This window comes from Microbacterium sp. NPDC088619 (genome assembly GCF_044752825.1).
In the GTDB taxonomy this organism is placed as follows: domain Bacteria; phylum Actinomycetota; class Actinomycetes; order Actinomycetales; family Microbacteriaceae; genus Microbacterium.
In genome coordinates this window covers 419,966-436,296 of sequence record NZ_JBIVLZ010000002.1, presented here as the reverse complement: position 1 = coordinate 436,296, position 16,331 = coordinate 419,966, and the positions used below count along the sequence as shown (strand labels likewise).

The following is a 16,331-nucleotide window of genomic DNA, read 5'->3' as shown; positions in this document are numbered from 1 at the left end:
TTCACCCTCCCTCACCCCCATCACCCCCATCGAAGGATGACAATGCGTACCTCCCCCTTCCGCCGGACCGCCGCCGGGCTCGTCGCCGCAGGCGCCCTGCTCGCCGTCGTGCTCACCGGCTGCTCGACCGACACGGCCGCACCCGACGGGTCCGCCGCTCCTGCGGCCGACCCTGAGTCGCTCGTGCTCGCGCTCGTCCCCTCGCAGGACCAGGACGGCCTCGTCGATACCGCGGCCCCGCTGACGGACTACCTCACCGAGGAGCTCGGCATCGAGGTCACCGGCGTGGTCTCGAAGGACTACCAGGCCGCGGTCGAGGCGATGGGGGCCGGTCAGGCGCAGATCGGTTTCCTGCCGTCGCTGCAGCTGTGGCAGGCCAACGACATGTACGACGCGTCGGTCGTGCTGCAGACCGAGCGCAACGGCAACATCACCTACCCCGCGCAGTTCATGACGAACAACCCCGACAAGTACTGCGACGACGAGCCGGTCGAGCGCGACGGGATGCTGTTCTGCAACGGCGCGGACGCCATGGCGGGTCCGGCCGGCCTCGACAGCATCGAGAAGGTCAAGGGTGCGAAGGTCGCGCTGCTCGGGCCGGGATCGCCCGCCGGCTACATCTACCCGGTCCTCGCGCTGCAGGAGGCGGGTCTCGACACGGATGCCGACATCCAGCAGATCCCGGTGACCGCGAACGACGCCTCGGTGCTGGCGGTCTACAACGGCGACGCCGAGGTCGGCTTCAGCTTCTGGGACGCCCGCACCATCGTGCAGAAGGACACCCCCGACGTCGGACAGAAGGTCGTGGTCTTCGCCCTGACCGAGGAGATCCCGAACGACGGCGTCGCCCTGTCGTCCGACCTCTCGCCCGAGCTCCAGGACCGCATCTCCACCGCGCTCGAGGACTTCTCGAACACCGAGGAGGGCTCCGAGATCCTCACGAGCATCTACTCGATCACGAAGCTCGCACCCGCCGACCCCGACTCGCTCGACGTCGTCGCTCGCGCCGCCCAGGCCCTGGGACTCCAGTAAATTGTCCGATCAGATCCAGCACGTGGACGCCGCAGCTCAGGTTGCGGCGTCCACGCCGTGGTCCATCCGTCTCGATGACGTCACGGTGCGATACCCCAACGGGACGATCGGCCTCGACCGGGTCTCCCTCGACATCGACGCCGGAGAGATGGTCGCCGTCGTCGGACTGTCCGGCTCGGGCAAGTCCACGCTCATCCGCACGATCAACGGCCTCGTCCCCGTGACGGGCGGAACGCTCGATGTCGGCGAGCACCGCGTCAGCGGTGCCTCCCCACGCACCCTGCGGCGCCTGCGCGGCGACATCGGAATGGTGTTCCAGGGGTTCAACCTCGCCGGCCGCGCGAGCGTCCTGCAGAACGTGCTCGTAGGACGCCTCGCTCATACGCCGCTGTGGCGAACGATGCTCGGGGCCTACCCCGAGGCAGACAGGCAGCTCGCCTATCAGGCGCTCGACCGGGTCGGCATCCTGGCGAAGCTCCACTCGCGCGCATCCGACCTCTCGGGCGGACAGCAGCAGCGCGTCGCCATCGCACGGGCGCTGGCGCAGGAGCCCCGCATCGTCCTGGCCGACGAGCCGGTCGCCAGCCTCGACCCGCCGACCGCGCATGGCGTCATGAACGACCTCCGCCGCATCAACCGCGACCTCGGCATCACCGTGCTGGTCAACCTGCACCTCCTCGACCTCGCTCGTGAATACGGAGCGCGGATGATCGGCATGCGTGCGGGGAAGATCGTCTACGACGGTCCGGCGTCGAGTGCGACGGATGCTGATTTCGAGAGGATCTACGGTCGGTCCCTCACCGCGGACGATCGGCTCGACACATGACCGAGACGGCACCGGCACCGCTCGAGATACCCGGGCGGCCACGCGGCGCGTGGCGCGGCCCCGTGATCCTGCTGGCGGTCGTCGCCGTCACCGTCGTCATGTGCCTGCCCGGCATCGGCATAGGTGTCGACCTCTCGGCGATCGCGCGCAACTGGCAGAACGGCGCCGACAAGATCATCAAGCTGCTGATGCCCGACTGGAGCTTCTTCCCGCGCACGCTGCCGCCGCTCATCGAGACGCTGCAGATGGCCGTCATCGCGACCGCGATCGGCGCGGTGATCTCGCTGCCGCTGAGCTTCTGGGCGGCTCGCGCCACCAACCCGAACGCTCCGGCGCGTATCGCCGTGCGGGGCATCCTGAACATCATCCGCAGCGTCCCCGACCTGCTCTACGCGGCGATCCTCGTCGCGATGGTCGGTGTCGGCGCGCTCCCCGGCATCCTCGCGCTGCTGCTGTTCAACATCGGCATCATCGTCAAGCTCGTCTCGGAGGCGATCGACACCAACGACAGGGGTCCGCTCGAGGCGGGCCGCGCGGTCGGGGCCACCCAGACGAAGATCAACCGCACGCTCGCGCTCCCGGACGTCTGGCCGGCGTTCGCGAACCAGACCCTCTACGTGTTCGAGCTCAACGTCCGCGCCTCCACCGTGCTCGGCCTGGTCGGAGCGGGCGGAATGGGTCTGCTCATCGACGCCGTGCGCACCTTCTACCGCTACGACCAGCTCTCGCTCATCATCCTGGAGATCCTCATCGTCGTCATCGTGATCGACCTCGTCTCCGACGCCATCCGACGGAGACTCGTATGACCGCGGCGCTCGCCTCGGCGACCACCCTCACCGTGATCCCCGACAAGCCGCGTCGACCCTGGCTTCTCGCCTCGTGGATCATCGTCACCGGCATCGTCGTGCTCGCCTTCTGGTCGATCGACATCAACTGGGCGCGTCTCGCCGATCTGCCGTCGGAGATCGTCCGCTACACGGTCCTGATGTTCGGAAGCCCGAACTGGGAGAAGCTGCCCGAGGCCCTCTGGCAGACGTGGCGCAGCATCGAGATGGCGTGGGTCGGCACGATCCTCGGCATCCTGCTCGCGACCCCGCTCAGCCTCCTCGCGGCTCGCGGATTCGGCCCCGCCTGGCTACGGGCGCTGCTGCGCGGGGTGTTCTCCCTCATCCGTGCCGTTCCGGAGATCATCATCGCGATCGTGATCCTGTCGGTCACCGGACTCACCCCGTTCACCGGCGCGCTCGCGCTGGCGATCAACGGCGTCGGCACGCTGGGCAAGTGGGGATACGAAGCGGTCGAGGCCGTGCCGCGAGGGCCGATCGAGGCCGCGCGTGCGGCCGGCGGCGGAACCCTGCAGGTGCTGCGCTGGGGCGTCTGGCCCCAAGCCGAGCCGGCGTTCTGGTCGTTCTGGCTGTATCGCTTCGAGATCAACGTGCGCTCGTCGGCCGTGCTCGGCTTGATCGGCGTCGGCGGAATCGGTGACATGCTCACCTCGTATACCCAGTACCGTGAGTGGTCGACGGTGGGTGTCCTGCTCATCGTGGTCGTCGCTGTGACGATGCTGATCGATGCCGTCTCCGGTGCGATCCGCCGCCGGATCATGGAGGGAGCCCGCACCCGTGTTCTCGCCTAGCGCCCCGCCCACCGCACGCATCGCCGCAGTGCTCAACACCCTGCAGCCCGCCGAGCGAAGAGTGGCCGAACTGATCGTCGAGTCGGCGGAAGCAGTGGTCGAATGGACGGCCCAGGAACTCGCCGACCGGGCCGGCGTCGGCCGTGCCACTGTCGTGCGCGCGTGTCAGAGCTTCGGCTACCGCGGATACCCGCAGCTGCGCGTGGCGCTCGCCGCAGAGCTCGGCAGCGGGCCGACGGAGGCGGGCACCGATCACGGGCCCGGCGCGCTCGGGCGGATGCGGGGCGAGATCGATCGCGTCGCGGCATCGCTTCCGGCGCTCGCCAGCCTGCTCGACGCGCAGACCGTGACCGAGGCGGTGCGGCTCGCAGCATCCGCTCGTCGTCTGCTCGTGCTCGCGAACGGCCTGTCCTCGCCCATCGCGAGCGACCTGGCGATGCGGCTGACCGCGTCGGGTCGCGCGGCGGAGTTCATCGCGGATGCCATCGCGCAGCAGATCGCGGCACGCCATCTCACGCCGGACGACGTGTGCCTCATCGTGAGCGCGTCCGGCGCGAACGAGGCGAGCCTGCGTGTCGCGACCGCGGCGGCCCGGGGCGGTGCGACGGTCATCGCCCTGACATCGTTCGCCTCATCGGCGCTCACGGAGGCCGCCACGCTGTCGCTCGTGATCGCCCCGACCGGGGTGAGCTTCCGGGACGAGCTCGAGCACACCTCGCGCGTCGCTTACCTCGTGTTCGCCGAGGTGTTCGCCGCGGCCGTCATGACGGAACGGGGCGCGGATGCCGTGCAGGCGCGGGCGCATGCGCTGGAGGTCGTCTCCGACAACCTCGGCGAGGGCGAGGGCGAGGGCGAGGGCGAGGGTGAGGACGCAGGCGAGTAGCAGCCCCGCTAGTCGCGTGCAGTCTGCAGCAGCGTCCACAGCTCGGCGCGTGCCGGGAACGACGACAGATCGCTGCCGAGCAGGGCGCCGGCCTGAGTGATCCGTGACCGCAGGGTGTGACGGTGCACGCCGAGGGCAGCGGCCGCCGGCTCGGCCTTCGCGTCGTGTTCGAGCCAGGTGCGCAGCGAGCGTTCGAGGTCGCCGCCTGATCGTGCGTCGTGGTCACGAAGGGGAGCGAGCCGCGACTCGGCCACCAGACGGGCCTCGTCGGTCGCGAGCGCGCTGAGGATGCTGGATCCTGCGGCGTCGGCGAAGTGGAAGACGCCTGTGCCGGACTGCTGGCGCAGCGCTGCGAGCGCCTGCGCGTGTGCACGCGAGAATGCGTCGTAAGACTCTGAGCCCGAGGCGCCGATGCGGATGCCGAAGCGTGCGGCGGCCTCATCGAGCAGCGCGTCGTCGGTCATCGACAGGCAGAGCACGACGCCCTCCGGCGACTCGGCGAGGAAGCTGGCGGTGCCGTGCTCGGAGCGGCGGCGGTCCCACCAATCGGCGAACGGTCCGGTGGGTGCGTCTGCGGCGATCGCGACCACGACGGGCGCCGACGGCATGCCTCCGAGCACCTTCCGGGCGAGGGAGGGGTCGTCGTCGAGCAGAGAGCTCAGCAGCTGCGAGTTCAGCCGACGCTTGCTGCGCGCGAGCTGGTCGCTCTGCTCGAGAGCGAGCCCGGCCATCGCGATCACCGAGGTCACGACCGCGCGGGCCTCGGCGTCGAGCGCATCGACGGCCAACGCGATCACACCCCGCAGGTGCCCGCCGCGGCCGACCGTGAAGAGCGTGAACGTCTGATCGTCGATCGTGAGCGACTGCCCGGCTTCGAGCCCACGGGTGAGGATCTCGGTGGCGCGTTCGCCGAGTCCGGTCAGGCGGCTCGCGGACACGGCCGATCGGGGGTGCGACAGCTGGAGGGCGCCGGCTGCGTCGTACATGCCGACCCAGACGTCGAGGCGTCGGCCGAGTTCGGCGACGGTCGCGTCGAGTCCCTGCGGGCGGAGCGCTGCCAGAGCGAGCGCGCGCTGGGTGTCGAGCGCCCACGATCTGCGGGCGTACGCCTGCGCCGCGATGGCCTCCGAGTGCGCGCGGGCGACCGCGATGAACGGCGTGCGGTAGGGCACCTCGAAGAGGGGGATCCCGCGGCGGGCGCACTCGAGGATCAGCTCCTCGGGGATTCCCGCACGGTGCACGTCCGTGCCGAATCCGAGGCCGAGCACCCCGCGATCCGCGAGCCTCCCCACGTACACCTCGAATCCGGTCCCGGCGTCGAACCGGGTGCCCGCGTCGAACTGGGTGCCCGTGGTCAGCAGCACGAGGTCCTCGGCGAGGAACGGCGTCGGGTCGGCGAGGTCGGAGCTGTGCACCCAGCGCAGGGGGCGATCGAGGGCACCGGCCGGAAGCGCGTCCTCGGCCGAGACCAGGCCGAGTCCGAGGTCACGGCGTCGGAACAGGGCGCGCAGCGTGGGCTGCTCGGTGTCGTCCATGCCAACGCTCCTCTTCCGAGTTCGCCCTCGACCATGGATTATACGATCGGGCGATGATCTCTTCGAGATTGTACAGTCAGGCGAATGCGGCGATGCCGGAACCGGTCGTACGCTCACGAACATGGCTCTCCTCGACACCGCAGCTGTTGCAGTCCCCCTCGGCGGACCCGACCTCCCTCAGGAGCGTCGCCTCGTCACCGACCTTCCCGGCCCCCGCTCGGCCGAGATCCTCGCACGCAAGGCGGATGCCGTCGCCGCAGGCGTCGGGCACACGGTTCCCGTCGCGGCCGTCGCGGCCGGCGGGGGAGTGGTCGTCGACGCCGACGGCAACTCGCTCATCGACCTGGGATCCGGCATCGCCGTGACCACGGTCGGCAACGCGCACCCGAAGGTCGCGGCCGCCGTCGCCGCGCAGGCGGCGCAGTTCACCCACACCTGCTTCATGATCTCGCCGTACGAGTCGTACATCGAGGTGGCCGAGGCGCTGAACCGTCTGACGCCCGGTGACTTCGCCAAGAAGAGCGCCCTGTTCAACTCGGGCGCCGAGGCCGTCGAGAACGCGATCAAGATCGCCCGCAAGCACACCGGCCGCCAGGCGGTCGTCGCCTTCGACCACGGCTACCACGGCCGCACCAACCTGACGATGGCGCTGACCGCCAAGTCGATGCCCTACAAGAGCGGGTTCGGCCCGTTCGCCCCCGAGGTCTACCGTGCGCCGATGTCGTACCCGTTCCGGGACGGGCTCGAGGGCGGCGAGGCCGCGGCCCGCGTGATCCTGCAGCTCGAGAAGCAGATCGGTGCAGACAACCTCGCCGCCGTGATCATCGAGCCCATCCAGGGTGAGGGCGGCTTCATCGTCCCGGCCGACGGCTTCCTTCCGGCGATCGCCGACTGGTGCCGCGCCAACGGCGTCGTCTTCATCGCCGACGAGGTGCAGACGGGCTTCGCCCGCACCGGCCACATGTTCGCGAGCGAGATCTTCGGGATCGAGCCCGACCTCATCACGACCGCCAAGGGCATCGCGGGCGGCCTGCCTCTCGCAGCCGTCACCGGGCGCGCCGAGATCATGGACGCCTCCCACGCGGGTGGGCTCGGCGGCACCTACGGCGGCAACCCCATCGCCTGCGCGGCGGCACTCGCCGCGATCGACGTCTTCGAGAACGACGGAGTGATCGAGCGGGCCCGTGAGATCGGCGAGATCCTCACGGCGCGCCTCGGAGCGATGCAGGATAAGGATGCACGCATCGGCGACATCCGCGGCCACGGCGCGATGATCGCGGCCGAGTTCGTGAACCCTGAGACGAACGCGCCGGATGCCGCGCTCACCGCCGCCGTCGCCAAGGCCTGCGTCGCCCAGGGTGTCATCGTCCTCACCTGCGGCACCTACGGCAACGTCATCCGCTTCCTCCCTCCGCTCTCGATCGGCGACGACCTCCTGAACGAGGGTCTCGACGTCGTCGCGGCAGCGCTCGCGGCGAACGCGGCCTGACAGACCAGTGGTCGCGGCTCACCGCGACCGCCACCACACGTCCGGCCGCGACGAGGATCGGGGGATTTCGAGTCGCGGCCGGCACACACATTTCCAATGAAGGAGAAGCAGATGGCTGAGATCACTCGTGACGTGCTGATCGTCGGAGCCGGAGCCGCAGGGCTCACGGCCGCGAACGACCTGCGCAAGGCCGGCCTGTCGGTCGCCGTCCTCGAAGCACGAGACCGCGTCGGCGGCCGTCTGTGGACCGACGTCATCGACGGCGCCATGCTCGAGATCGGCGGCCAGTGGGTCTCGCCCGATCAGGATGCGCTGAAGGACACGATCGAGGAGCTCGGGCTCGAGACCTACAGCCGGTATCGCGAGGGCGACAGCGTGTACGTCGGCCCGGACGGGCAGACGCACCGCTTCACGGGCGAGATGTTCCCGGTGTCGGCCGAGACCGAGGCGGTCATCGCCGAGATCACCGAGCGCCTCGACGCGATGGTCGCCGAGATCGACCCCGATCGTCCGTGGGAGCACGCGAACGCCGCGGAGTGGGACTCGGTCACGTGGGATGCCTGGCTGCGGGCGCAGACCGACGATGACGAAGCCGTGCGCAACCTCGCCTTCGCCACCGGATCCGCGATGCTCACGAAGCCCACGCATACCTTCTCGCTGCTGCAGTCGCTGCTGATGGCGGCATCCGCCGGTTCGTATTCGAACCTCGTCGACGCCGACTTCATCCTCGACAAGCGCGTCGTCGGCGGCCTGCAGAAGGTGCCGCTGCTGCTCGCCGAGCGCCTGGGCGACGACGTCCTCCTGAACCAGCCGGTGCGCTCGCTCGAGTGGGGCGTCGACGGCGTGACCGCCACGACCGATGACACCACGGTGCGCGCCCGCTTCGCGATCCTCGCGCATGCTCCCGTCCTCTACAGCCGGATCGCCTTCGTGCCGCCGCTTCCGCGTCGACAGCACCAGATGCACCAGCACATCTCGATGGGCTTCGTGATCAAGGTGCACGCCGTCTACGACCGCCCGTTCTGGCGCGAGCACGGCCTCAGCGGCACCGCATTCAGCCCGTATGAACTCGCGCACGAGGCGTACGACAACACGAACCACGGCGACGAGCGCGGCACGCTGGTCGGCTTCGTCAGCGATCAGAACGCCGACGACCTGTTCACGCTCTCGGCCGAGGAGCGCAAGGAGCGCATCCTCGAGTCGCTCTCGCACTACTACGGCGACGAGGCGAAGAGCCCGGTCGTCTACTACGAGAGCGACTGGGGCACGGAGGAGTGGACCCGCGGCGCGTACGCGGCGAGCTTCGACATGGGCGGACTGCACCGCTACGGCGCCGACCTGCGCTCAGCCGTCGGACCGATCCACTTCGCGTGCAGCGACCTGGCCGGAGCCGGATACCAGCACGTCGACGGCGCGATCCGCATGGGGCACCTCGTCGCCTCGAACATCGTCGAAGCCACCCGCGCCGCAGGCGACACCGCCGAGGTCGGCTGATGACCGGTGCGGTCGTCGTCGGCTACACGGCGACGGATGCGGGCGCGGATGCCGCTGCGCTCGGTGCGCGGCTCGCGCGCAGCCTCGGCGCGGTTCTGCATCTCGTGATCGTGCTGCCCTCCGAGGGCACCCGCAACGCGGCCGTCCCGCCCGAGCGGGCCTATGAGGACCACATCCGGCGACAGGCAAAGGAGTGGCTCGAGGATGCCGTCGTCCGGCTGCCGCAGGAGCTCACCCGCACGGGCCACGTGCGCTTCGGCGAGTCCTTCGCCGAGGGGCTCATCGCCGCGGGTGAGGAGTTCGATGCCCGCCTGATCGTCATCGGAACAGCCGGCGGCAGCATCTTCGGCCGCCACCGTCTCGGCAGCGTGGCCTCCGAGCTGCTGCACTCGTCGACCATCCCCGTCGCGCTCGCCCCGGCGGGCACCGCGGAGGAGGACGACCACGTGCTCCCACGGGTCACGGCGGCGATCGGCAACCGCGCCGGGGCGGAGAATCTCCTCGACGAGGCCGCGGCGATCGCGACCGAGTCGCGGGTCGGTCTGCGCCTCGTCTCGCTCGTGCCGTTCGACGTGCCGCCCGGTCTCGACACCGGCGCGATCCGACTTGTCGGCGACGAGCACGCGAACGACGTGCTCGAGGTGGCCAAGGGGCTGCTGCCCGAAGAGCTGAAGGCCGAGGTCGAACAGGCCCCCGGCGACACCGTCGAGGACGCCGTCGCGAATCTCTCGTGGCTGCCCGGCGAGGTCGTCCTCGTGGGCTCCAGCCGCCTGGCGCAGCCGCGCCGCCTGTTCCTGGGCTCGACCGCAGCGAAGATGCTGCACGAACTGCCCGTGCCCATGATCGTCGTCCCGCGCACCCGCGCCGAAGCAGGAGTCCGCTGATGAGCAGCTCGAACCGGGCGACGGAGCCCGCATCCGGTGTGACGACCGGCATCTCGCAGAAGGGTCTGCGCGCGGGGGCCGTCGGCGTCCTCGGAGCCGTGGTCATCGGCGTCTCCACGATCGCCCCGGCCTACACGCTCACCGCATCGCTCGGTCCGACGGTCGCCGTCGTCGGCACCCAGGTGCCGGCGATCATGCTCGTCGGGTTCATCCCGATGCTGCTGACCGCGTTCGGCTACCGCGAGCTCAACCGCATGATGCCCGACTCCGGCACCTCGTTCACCTGGGGCGTGCGCGCCTTCGGCCCGTGGATCGGCTGGATGACGGGGTGGGGCCTGATCGCTGCGACGGTCATCGTGCTGTCGAACCTCGCCGGCATCGCGGTCGAGTTCCTGTTCCTCCTGATCGCACAGCTCAGCGGAAACCCGGGGATCGCCGATCTGGCGTTCAACCCGATCATCAACGTCGTCGTCTGCCTGCTCTTCATGCTCGGTGCGACCCTCGTGTCGTATCGCGACATGCAGACGACGCAGAAGTTCCAGTACGTCCTCGTCGGCTTCCAGGTGCTCGTGCTCGTGGTCTTCGCGACCGTCGCGATCGTGAAGGCCGTCAACGGAGACGCTCCCGAGCCGACCGCATTCTCGTGGTCGTGGTTCAACCCGTTCGAGGTGCCGTCGTTCAGTGCCTTCGCCGCGGGCCTCTCGCTGTCGATCTTCATCTTCTGGGGCTGGGACGTGGTCCTGACCATGAACGAGGAGACGAAGGATCCCGAGAAGACGCCGGGCCGCGCAGCGATGGTCACCGTCGTGGTCGTCGTCGCCCTGTACCTCCTGCTCGCCATCGGCCTCATCATGTTCGCGGGCGTCGGCTCGGGCGACTACGGGCTGGCGAACGAGGACATCTCGGCGAACGTGTTCTTCGCGCTGTCCGACCCGATCCTGGGCCCGCTCGCATTCCTCGTCTCGCTCGCAGTGCTCTCGAGCTCGGCGGCATCGCTGCAGTCCACCGCTGTCGGTCCGGCCCGCACGCTGCTCGCGATGGGACACTACGGCGCCCTGCCGAAGAAGTTCGCACGGGTCAGCCCGCGCTTCTTCACCCCCGGCTACTCGACGATCGTCTCGGCCGTTGTCGCATCCGTCTTCTACGCCGTGATGCGACTGGTGAGCGAGAACGTGCTCACCGACACGATCCTGTCGCTCGGCATGATGATCTGCTTCTACTACGGTCTCACCGCGTTCGCGTGCGTCTGGTACTTCCGCAAGCAGTGGTTCGACTCGGCCAGGAGCTTCTTCTTCACGTTCCTGTTCCCGCTGGTCGGCGGTGCGATCCTCGCGGTGCTGTTCGTGACGACGCTCATCGACTCGATGGACCCCGCCTACGGCAGCGGTTCGAGCATCGGCGGGGTCGGCCTCGTGTTCGTCCTCGGTGTCGGCATCATCGGCATCGGGATCGTCATCATGATCTGGCAGTCGATCAAACGACCGGCGTTCTTCCGCGGTGAGACGCTCAGCATGGATGCTCCCGCGAGCGTCCGCAGACGCTGACCGGTTCCACGGCATCCCCCTTCCTTCCTCCCCACAGAAAGAGATTCCATGAGCACTCAGACTGAGCAGGCGCTGCTCGACAGCATCCCCACCGGCCTCTTCATCGGGGGAGAGTGGATCGACGGCGAGACCGGCGGCACCTTCGACGTGCAGGACCCGGCGACCGGTGCGGTCATCCGCACGATCGCGGACGCGACGCCCGCCGACGGCATCCGTGCCCTGGACGCCGCAGTCGCTGCGCAGGATTCCTGGGCGGCGACCGCGCCCCGCACCCGCAGCGAGATCCTGCGCCGAGCGTTCGATCTCGTGCAGGAGCACAAGGAGGACCTGGCGCTGCTGATGACGCTCGAGATGGGCAAGCCGCTCGCCGAGGCCCGCGGGGAGGTCGCCTACGGTGGCGAGTTCCTGCGGTGGTTCAGCGAGGAGGCGGTGCGCATCAGCGGTCGCTACGGCATCAACCCCGAGGGCACCGGCCACATGGTCGTCTCGCAGCGGCCCGTAGGGCCGTCGTTCTTCGTGACGCCGTGGAACTTCCCGTTCGCGATGGCGACGCGCAAGATCGCCCCCGCCCTCGCGGCCGGCTGCACCGTGGTCATCAAGCCCCCGGCACTCACACCGCTGACGACGATGTTCTTCACCTCGCTGCTCGAGAAGGCCGGCCTCCCGGCCGGTGTCGTCAACGTGGTGCAGACGTCGAAGTCGTCGGCGCTGTCGGCCCCGATCATCGCCGACCCTCGTCTGCGCAAGCTGTCGTTCACCGGATCGACCGAGGTGGGCCGCAAGCTCATCGCTCAGGCCGCCGAAGGCGTGCTGCGCGTGTCGATGGAGCTGGGCGGCAACGCCCCGTTCGTCGTCTTCGACGATGCCGACCTCGACAAGGCGGTCGACGGCGCCCTTGCCGCGAAGTTCCGCAACATCGGCCAGGCCTGCACCGCCGCCAACCGCTTCATCGTGCACAAGGATGTCGCCGACGAGTTCGCCCGCAAGGTCACCGACCGCGTCAAGGCGATGAAGATCGGTCGTGGCACCGAAGAGGGCGTGGCCATCGGACCGCTCATCGACGAGGGCGCGGTCGCCAAGGCGGGCGAGCTCGTCGATGACGCCGTCGAACGAGGCGCCACGCTGCTCGCCGGCGGCAAGGCGCTCGAGGGCACCGGCACCTTCTACGAGCCCACCGTGCTCACCGACGTGGTCGCCGGCTCCGCGATCCTCCGCGAGGAGATCTTCGGCCCGGTGCTCGCGATCGCGACCTTCGAGACCGAGGACGACGCCGTGCGTCTCGCGAACGACACCGAGTACGGTCTCGTCTCCTACGTGTTCACCGAGAACCTGCAGCGCGGGCAGCGGATGATCGACAGGCTCGAGACCGGCATGATGGGTCTCAACGTGGGTGTGGTGTCGAACGCGGCGGCACCATTCGGCGGCGTCAAGCAGTCCGGCGTCGGCCGCGAAGGCGGTCTCGAGGGCATCCACGAGTACCTGTCCACCAAGTACACGCTGATCCCGATCTCCTGATCCCTCCGGTCGTCGGGTGGGCGAAGCTCCGCTCCTCGCTCGACGACCGGACACCGAACGAGAGGAAGAAGAACATGACCGACTACGCCGTCATCAACCCCGCCACCGGAGAGACGCTGGCGTCCTTCGACACGTTCACGGATGCGCAGATCGAGGAGGCGATCGCCGCCGCCGACGAGGCACACCGCACCTGGTCGCGTTCCTCGACCGTGGCTGAGCGCGCAGCAGTGCTGCGCCGTGCAGCCGAGCTGCACCGCGAGCGTCGCGAGCAGCTCGCGGACGTGTTCGTGCGCGAGATGGGCAAGCCCCGCGAAGCGGCCCTCGGGGAGGTCGACTTCGCCGCCGACATCGCCGAGTACTACGCCGACCAGGCAGAGGCGATCATGGCTGACCAGCCGATCGCCATCCTCGGAGAAGGATCGGCGATCGTGCGCCGCTCCTCGCTCGGACCGCTCGTGGGCATCATGCCGTGGAACTTCCCGGCGTATCAGATCGTGCGTTTCGCGGCTCCGAACCTGATCGTCGGCAACACGATCCTCCTCAAGCCCGCACCCCAGTGCCCCGAGTCGTCGACCGCGATCGAGGCGATCTACCACGACGCCGGGTTCCCGAAGGGCGCGTACCAGAACGTGCTCGCGACGAACGACCAGATCGCGGACATGATCGCCGACCCCCGTGTGCAGGGAGTCTCGCTCACGGGCTCGGAGCGTGCGGGCGCCGCAGTGGCCGAGATCGCCGGGCGCAACCTCAAGAAGGTCGCCCTCGAGCTGGGCGGATCCGACCCGTTCATCGTGCTCTCGACCGACGACCTCGACGCCACGGTGCAGGCTGGCGTCGACGCCCGTCTCGACAACAACGGACAGGCGTGCAACGGCGCGAAGCGATTCATCATCGTCGACGGCCTCTACGACGAATTCGTCGAGAAGTTCACGGCGGCGATGGCATCGGTGACGGCGACCGACCCGACGCTCGACGACACCGTGCTCGGCCCGGTCTCGTCCGAGACGGCGGCGGAGAATCTGCAGAAGCAGATCGACCAGGCCGTCGAACAGGGTGCGACGCTGCTGACCGGAGGCACCCGTGACGGGGCGTTCTTCGCGCCGACCGTGCTGGCCGACGTGACTCCCGAGATGAACGTCTACCGCGAGGAGCTCTTCGGCCCCGCCGCCGTCGTCTACCGGGTCGCCGACGAGGACGCCGCCGTCGCCCTCGCGAACGACACCACCTTCGGCCTCGGCTCGTACGTCTTCACGACGGATGCCGAGCAGGCCGAGCGGGTCGCCGACAACATCGAGGCGGGCATGGTCTACGTCAACCTCGTGCTCGCCGACAGCCCCGAGCTGCCCTTCGGCGGCATCAAGCGCAGCGGCACGTCGCGCGAGCTCGGCCACCTCGCCGCCGACGAGTTCGTCAACAAGAAGCTCATCCGCATCGGCTGAGCGACTGCGACAAGAAGGGGCGGATGCTGCGGCATCCGTCCCTTTCTCGTGCCAGGCCCTTTCTTGTCGTGCCGGCCCCTCCTGCTGTGCCGCCCCCTCTTGCTGTGCCCGACTCCTGTGACCGTCTGCAGGACTGCGGCACGTCAGCAGGACCGTAAGCCGGTTCTCGACCCTGCAGACGTGCCAGAGTCCTGCAGACGGACGTGGGTACCGAACGTCGAGTCGAGGTCCGACGGATGCCGGAGCCCGCACAGGAACCCGGGCGTAGGTTGGAAGCATGGCAACCGTCGCAGCGAACATCGTCAAGACCCTCCGCGCCAACGGGATCGACCGTGTCTACGGCCTTCCGGGTGACTCCCTCAACGGGTTCACCGACGCCCTCCGAAAGGACGGCGGCATCCGCTGGGTGCATGTGCGACACGAGGAGTCCGCGGCCTTCGCGGCGGCGGCTGATGCGGCGCTCACGGGTGATCTCGCGGTGGTCGCCGGTTCGTGCGGCCCCGGCAACCTCCACCTGATCAACGGCCTCTACGACGCCAACCGCTCGCGGGTGCCGGTGCTGGCGATCGCGGCCCACATCCCGACCACCGAGATCGGCACCGGATACTTCCAGGAGACCCACCCCCAGGAACTGTTCCGCGAGTGCAGCGTCTACGTCGAGTACGTCGCGGACCCCAAGCAGATGCCGCGCCTGCTCGAGATCGCGATGCGCGCGGCGATCGAGCAGCGCGGTGTCGCCGTGCTCGTCATCCCCGGTGATGTCGCGCTGGCCGAGATCTCCGACGACCGTGCCGTCGTCATCGAGCGCGCCCGCCCGGTGATCGTGCCGAGCGGTGACGAGCTCGAGCGCGCCGCGACGCTGCTCAACGCGTCGAAGAAGACCACGATCCTCGCGGGTGCGGGCGTCGAAGGCTCGCATGACGAGGTGATCGCCCTGGCCGACAGGCTCGGTGCGCCGATCGTGCACGCCCTCCGCGGCAAGGAGTTCATCGAGTACGACAACCCGTTCGACGTCGGAATGACCGGACTGCTCGGCTTCGCCTCCGGATACCGGGCCATGGAGGCGGCCGACACGCTGCTGGTGCTGGGCAGCGATTTCCCGTACGAGCAGTTCTACCCCGAGCACGCCACGACCATCCAGGTCGACATCCGCGGTTCGCAGCTGGGCAAGCGGCATCCGCTCGATCTCGGTCTCGTCGGCGACGTCGGAGCGACCGCCGCGGCGCTCCTGCCTCGACTCGCGGCGAAGAGCGATCGCGACCACCTCGACGACTCGACCGCGCACTACCGCAAGACCAGGGCGAAGCTCGACGACCTCGCGACGCCGACGAAGGCCGGTCGTCCGATCCACCCGCAGTACCTCGCGCGGCTGCTGAACGAGCAAGCGGCGGATGACGCGGTGTTCACCGCCGACGTCGGCTCGCCGACCGTGTGGGCTGCCCGGTATCTGTCGATGACCGAGAACCGCCGCCTGATCGGCTCGTTCACGCACGGCTCGATGGCCAACGCGCTGCTGCACGGCATCGGCGCACAGGTCTCGCATCCCGATCGCCAGGTGATCGCACTCGCCGGTGATGGGGGGCTCGCCATGATGCTGGGGGAGCTGCTCACCCTCACGCAGAACAGGCTGCCGGTGAAGACGATCGTCGTGAACAACTCGTCACTGAACTTCGTCGAACTCGAGATGAAGGCCGCCGGCTTCGTGAACTACGGCACGTCGCTCGACAACCCGAGCTTCGCGGCGATCGCGGAGGCCATGGGCATCTTCGCGCGCCGCGTCGAGAACAGCGAGGATCTGCCGGATGCCGTCCGCGAGGTGCTCGCCCACGACGGCCCCGCGCTGCTCGACGTCGTCACTGAGCGTCAGGAGCTGTCGATGCCCCCGGCGATCGAAGCCGCGCAGGTCAAAGGCTTCGCGCTGTACGCGATCCGCACGGTGATGTCGGGCAAGGGAGACGAGCTGCTCGATCTCGCGCGGGCCAACTGGCGCCAGTTCCTCTGAGCAGCGGGCTTCGGGAGACAACACCCCCTGGGAGGAGAACGCGTCTTCGGGA

Annotated in this window: 13 protein-coding genes; 12 read left to right on the top strand and 1 reads right to left on the bottom strand. The window is 69.1% G+C overall.

Annotation, left to right across the window (positions count from 1 at the left end; genetic code table 11):
- The first annotated feature begins 42 nt into the window (after nt 1-42).
- The 5 genes from phnD to ACIP5T_RS16640 are packed head-to-tail and all read left to right on the top strand — an operon-like array spanning nt 43 to nt 4,377.
- Nucleotides 43-1,032: a phosphate/phosphite/phosphonate ABC transporter substrate-binding protein gene (gene phnD / locus ACIP5T_RS16660; protein WP_400865909.1), complete on the top strand. Its 990-nt coding sequence runs from the start codon at nt 43-45 to the stop codon at nt 1,030-1,032.
- A gap of 22 nt (nt 1,033-1,054) precedes the next feature.
- The gene (gene phnC / locus ACIP5T_RS16655) at nt 1,055-1,858 is read left to right on the top strand and encodes a phosphonate ABC transporter ATP-binding protein (RefSeq protein WP_400865906.1); all 804 of its coding nucleotides are present in this window, start codon (nt 1,055-1,057) and stop codon (nt 1,856-1,858) included.
- On the top strand, nt 1,855-2,664 hold the full coding sequence (gene phnE / locus ACIP5T_RS16650; protein ID WP_400865903.1) for a phosphonate ABC transporter, permease protein PhnE: 810 nt from the start codon (nt 1,855-1,857) through the stop codon (nt 2,662-2,664). Before phnC ends, phnE (ACIP5T_RS16650) begins: the two co-directional genes overlap by 4 nt.
- Complete coding sequence (gene phnE, locus ACIP5T_RS16645; protein ID WP_400865900.1) at nt 2,661-3,494, top strand: phosphonate ABC transporter, permease protein PhnE; 834 nt, start codon at nt 2,661-2,663, stop codon at nt 3,492-3,494. Before phnE (ACIP5T_RS16650) ends, phnE (ACIP5T_RS16645) begins: the two co-directional genes overlap by 4 nt.
- Nucleotides 3,481-4,377 (top strand): MurR/RpiR family transcriptional regulator, encoded by an 897-nt coding sequence (locus ACIP5T_RS16640; protein ID WP_400865897.1) that lies wholly within the window; start codon nt 3,481-3,483, stop codon nt 4,375-4,377. The genes phnE (ACIP5T_RS16645) and ACIP5T_RS16640 overlap by 14 nt, the downstream gene beginning before the upstream one ends.
- 8 nt (nt 4,378-4,385) lie before the next feature.
- On the opposite strand, the gene ACIP5T_RS16635 is transcribed toward ACIP5T_RS16640, so the two are convergent.
- The gene (locus ACIP5T_RS16635; RefSeq protein WP_400865895.1) at nt 4,386-5,912 is read right to left on the bottom strand and encodes a PucR family transcriptional regulator; all 1,527 of its coding nucleotides are present in this window, start codon (nt 5,910-5,912) and stop codon (nt 4,386-4,388) included.
- Nucleotides 5,913-6,033: 121 nt separating this feature from the next.
- Here ACIP5T_RS16635 and gabT point away from each other — a divergent pair, with 121 nt between their 5' ends.
- From gabT to poxB, 7 genes are all read left to right on the top strand, one after another.
- On the top strand, nt 6,034-7,401 hold the full coding sequence (gene gabT / locus ACIP5T_RS16630) for a 4-aminobutyrate--2-oxoglutarate transaminase (RefSeq protein ID WP_400865892.1): 1,368 nt from the start codon (nt 6,034-6,036) through the stop codon (nt 7,399-7,401).
- Nucleotides 7,402-7,512: 111 nt separating this feature from the next.
- Nucleotides 7,513-8,895 (top strand): flavin monoamine oxidase family protein, encoded by a 1,383-nt coding sequence (locus ACIP5T_RS16625; protein ID WP_400865889.1) that lies wholly within the window; start codon nt 7,513-7,515, stop codon nt 8,893-8,895.
- The gene (locus tag ACIP5T_RS16620) at nt 8,895-9,779 is read left to right on the top strand and encodes a universal stress protein (protein ID WP_400865886.1); all 885 of its coding nucleotides are present in this window, start codon (nt 8,895-8,897) and stop codon (nt 9,777-9,779) included. The genes ACIP5T_RS16625 and ACIP5T_RS16620 overlap by 1 nt, the downstream gene beginning before the upstream one ends.
- The gene (locus ACIP5T_RS16615) at nt 9,779-11,323 is read left to right on the top strand and encodes an APC family permease (protein WP_400865883.1); all 1,545 of its coding nucleotides are present in this window, start codon (nt 9,779-9,781) and stop codon (nt 11,321-11,323) included. The genes ACIP5T_RS16620 and ACIP5T_RS16615 overlap by 1 nt, the downstream gene beginning before the upstream one ends.
- 48 nt (nt 11,324-11,371) lie before the next feature.
- Entirely contained in the window at nt 11,372-12,838 is a 1,467-nt protein-coding gene (locus ACIP5T_RS16610) for an NAD-dependent succinate-semialdehyde dehydrogenase (protein ID WP_400865880.1), read from the top strand.
- A 74-nt stretch (nt 12,839-12,912) separates the two neighbouring features.
- The gene (locus ACIP5T_RS16605; RefSeq protein ID WP_400865877.1) at nt 12,913-14,277 is read left to right on the top strand and encodes an NAD-dependent succinate-semialdehyde dehydrogenase; all 1,365 of its coding nucleotides are present in this window, start codon (nt 12,913-12,915) and stop codon (nt 14,275-14,277) included.
- A 277-nt stretch (nt 14,278-14,554) separates the two neighbouring features.
- The gene (gene poxB, locus ACIP5T_RS16600) at nt 14,555-16,279 is read left to right on the top strand and encodes a ubiquinone-dependent pyruvate dehydrogenase (protein WP_400865874.1); all 1,725 of its coding nucleotides are present in this window, start codon (nt 14,555-14,557) and stop codon (nt 16,277-16,279) included.
- Nucleotides 16,280-16,331: the final 52 nt, after the last annotated feature.

Bases quoted from the DNA above. Each gene is read 5' to 3' on its own strand.
- phnE (WP_400865903.1), top strand. From the start codon at position 1,855: ATGACCGAGACGGCACCGGCACCGCTCGAGATACCCGGGCGGCCACGC.
- ACIP5T_RS16625 (WP_400865889.1), top strand. From the start codon at position 7,513: ATGGCTGAGATCACTCGTGACGTGCTGATCGTCGGAGCCGGAGCCGCA.
- phnE (WP_400865900.1), top strand. From the start codon at position 2,661: ATGACCGCGGCGCTCGCCTCGGCGACCACCCTCACCGTGATCCCCGAC.
- ACIP5T_RS16605 (WP_400865877.1), top strand. From the start codon at position 12,913: ATGACCGACTACGCCGTCATCAACCCCGCCACCGGAGAGACGCTGGCG.
- ACIP5T_RS16620 (WP_400865886.1), top strand. From the start codon at position 8,895: ATGACCGGTGCGGTCGTCGTCGGCTACACGGCGACGGATGCGGGCGCG.
- poxB (WP_400865874.1), top strand. From the start codon at position 14,555: ATGGCAACCGTCGCAGCGAACATCGTCAAGACCCTCCGCGCCAACGGG.
- phnD (WP_400865909.1), top strand. From the start codon at position 43: ATGCGTACCTCCCCCTTCCGCCGGACCGCCGCCGGGCTCGTCGCCGCA.
- gabT (WP_400865892.1), top strand. From the start codon at position 6,034: ATGGCTCTCCTCGACACCGCAGCTGTTGCAGTCCCCCTCGGCGGACCC.
- ACIP5T_RS16610 (WP_400865880.1), top strand. From the start codon at position 11,372: ATGAGCACTCAGACTGAGCAGGCGCTGCTCGACAGCATCCCCACCGGC.
- ACIP5T_RS16615 (WP_400865883.1), top strand. From the start codon at position 9,779: ATGAGCAGCTCGAACCGGGCGACGGAGCCCGCATCCGGTGTGACGACC.
- ACIP5T_RS16635 (WP_400865895.1), bottom strand. From the start codon at position 5,912: ATGGACGACACCGAGCAGCCCACGCTGCGCGCCCTGTTCCGACGCCGT.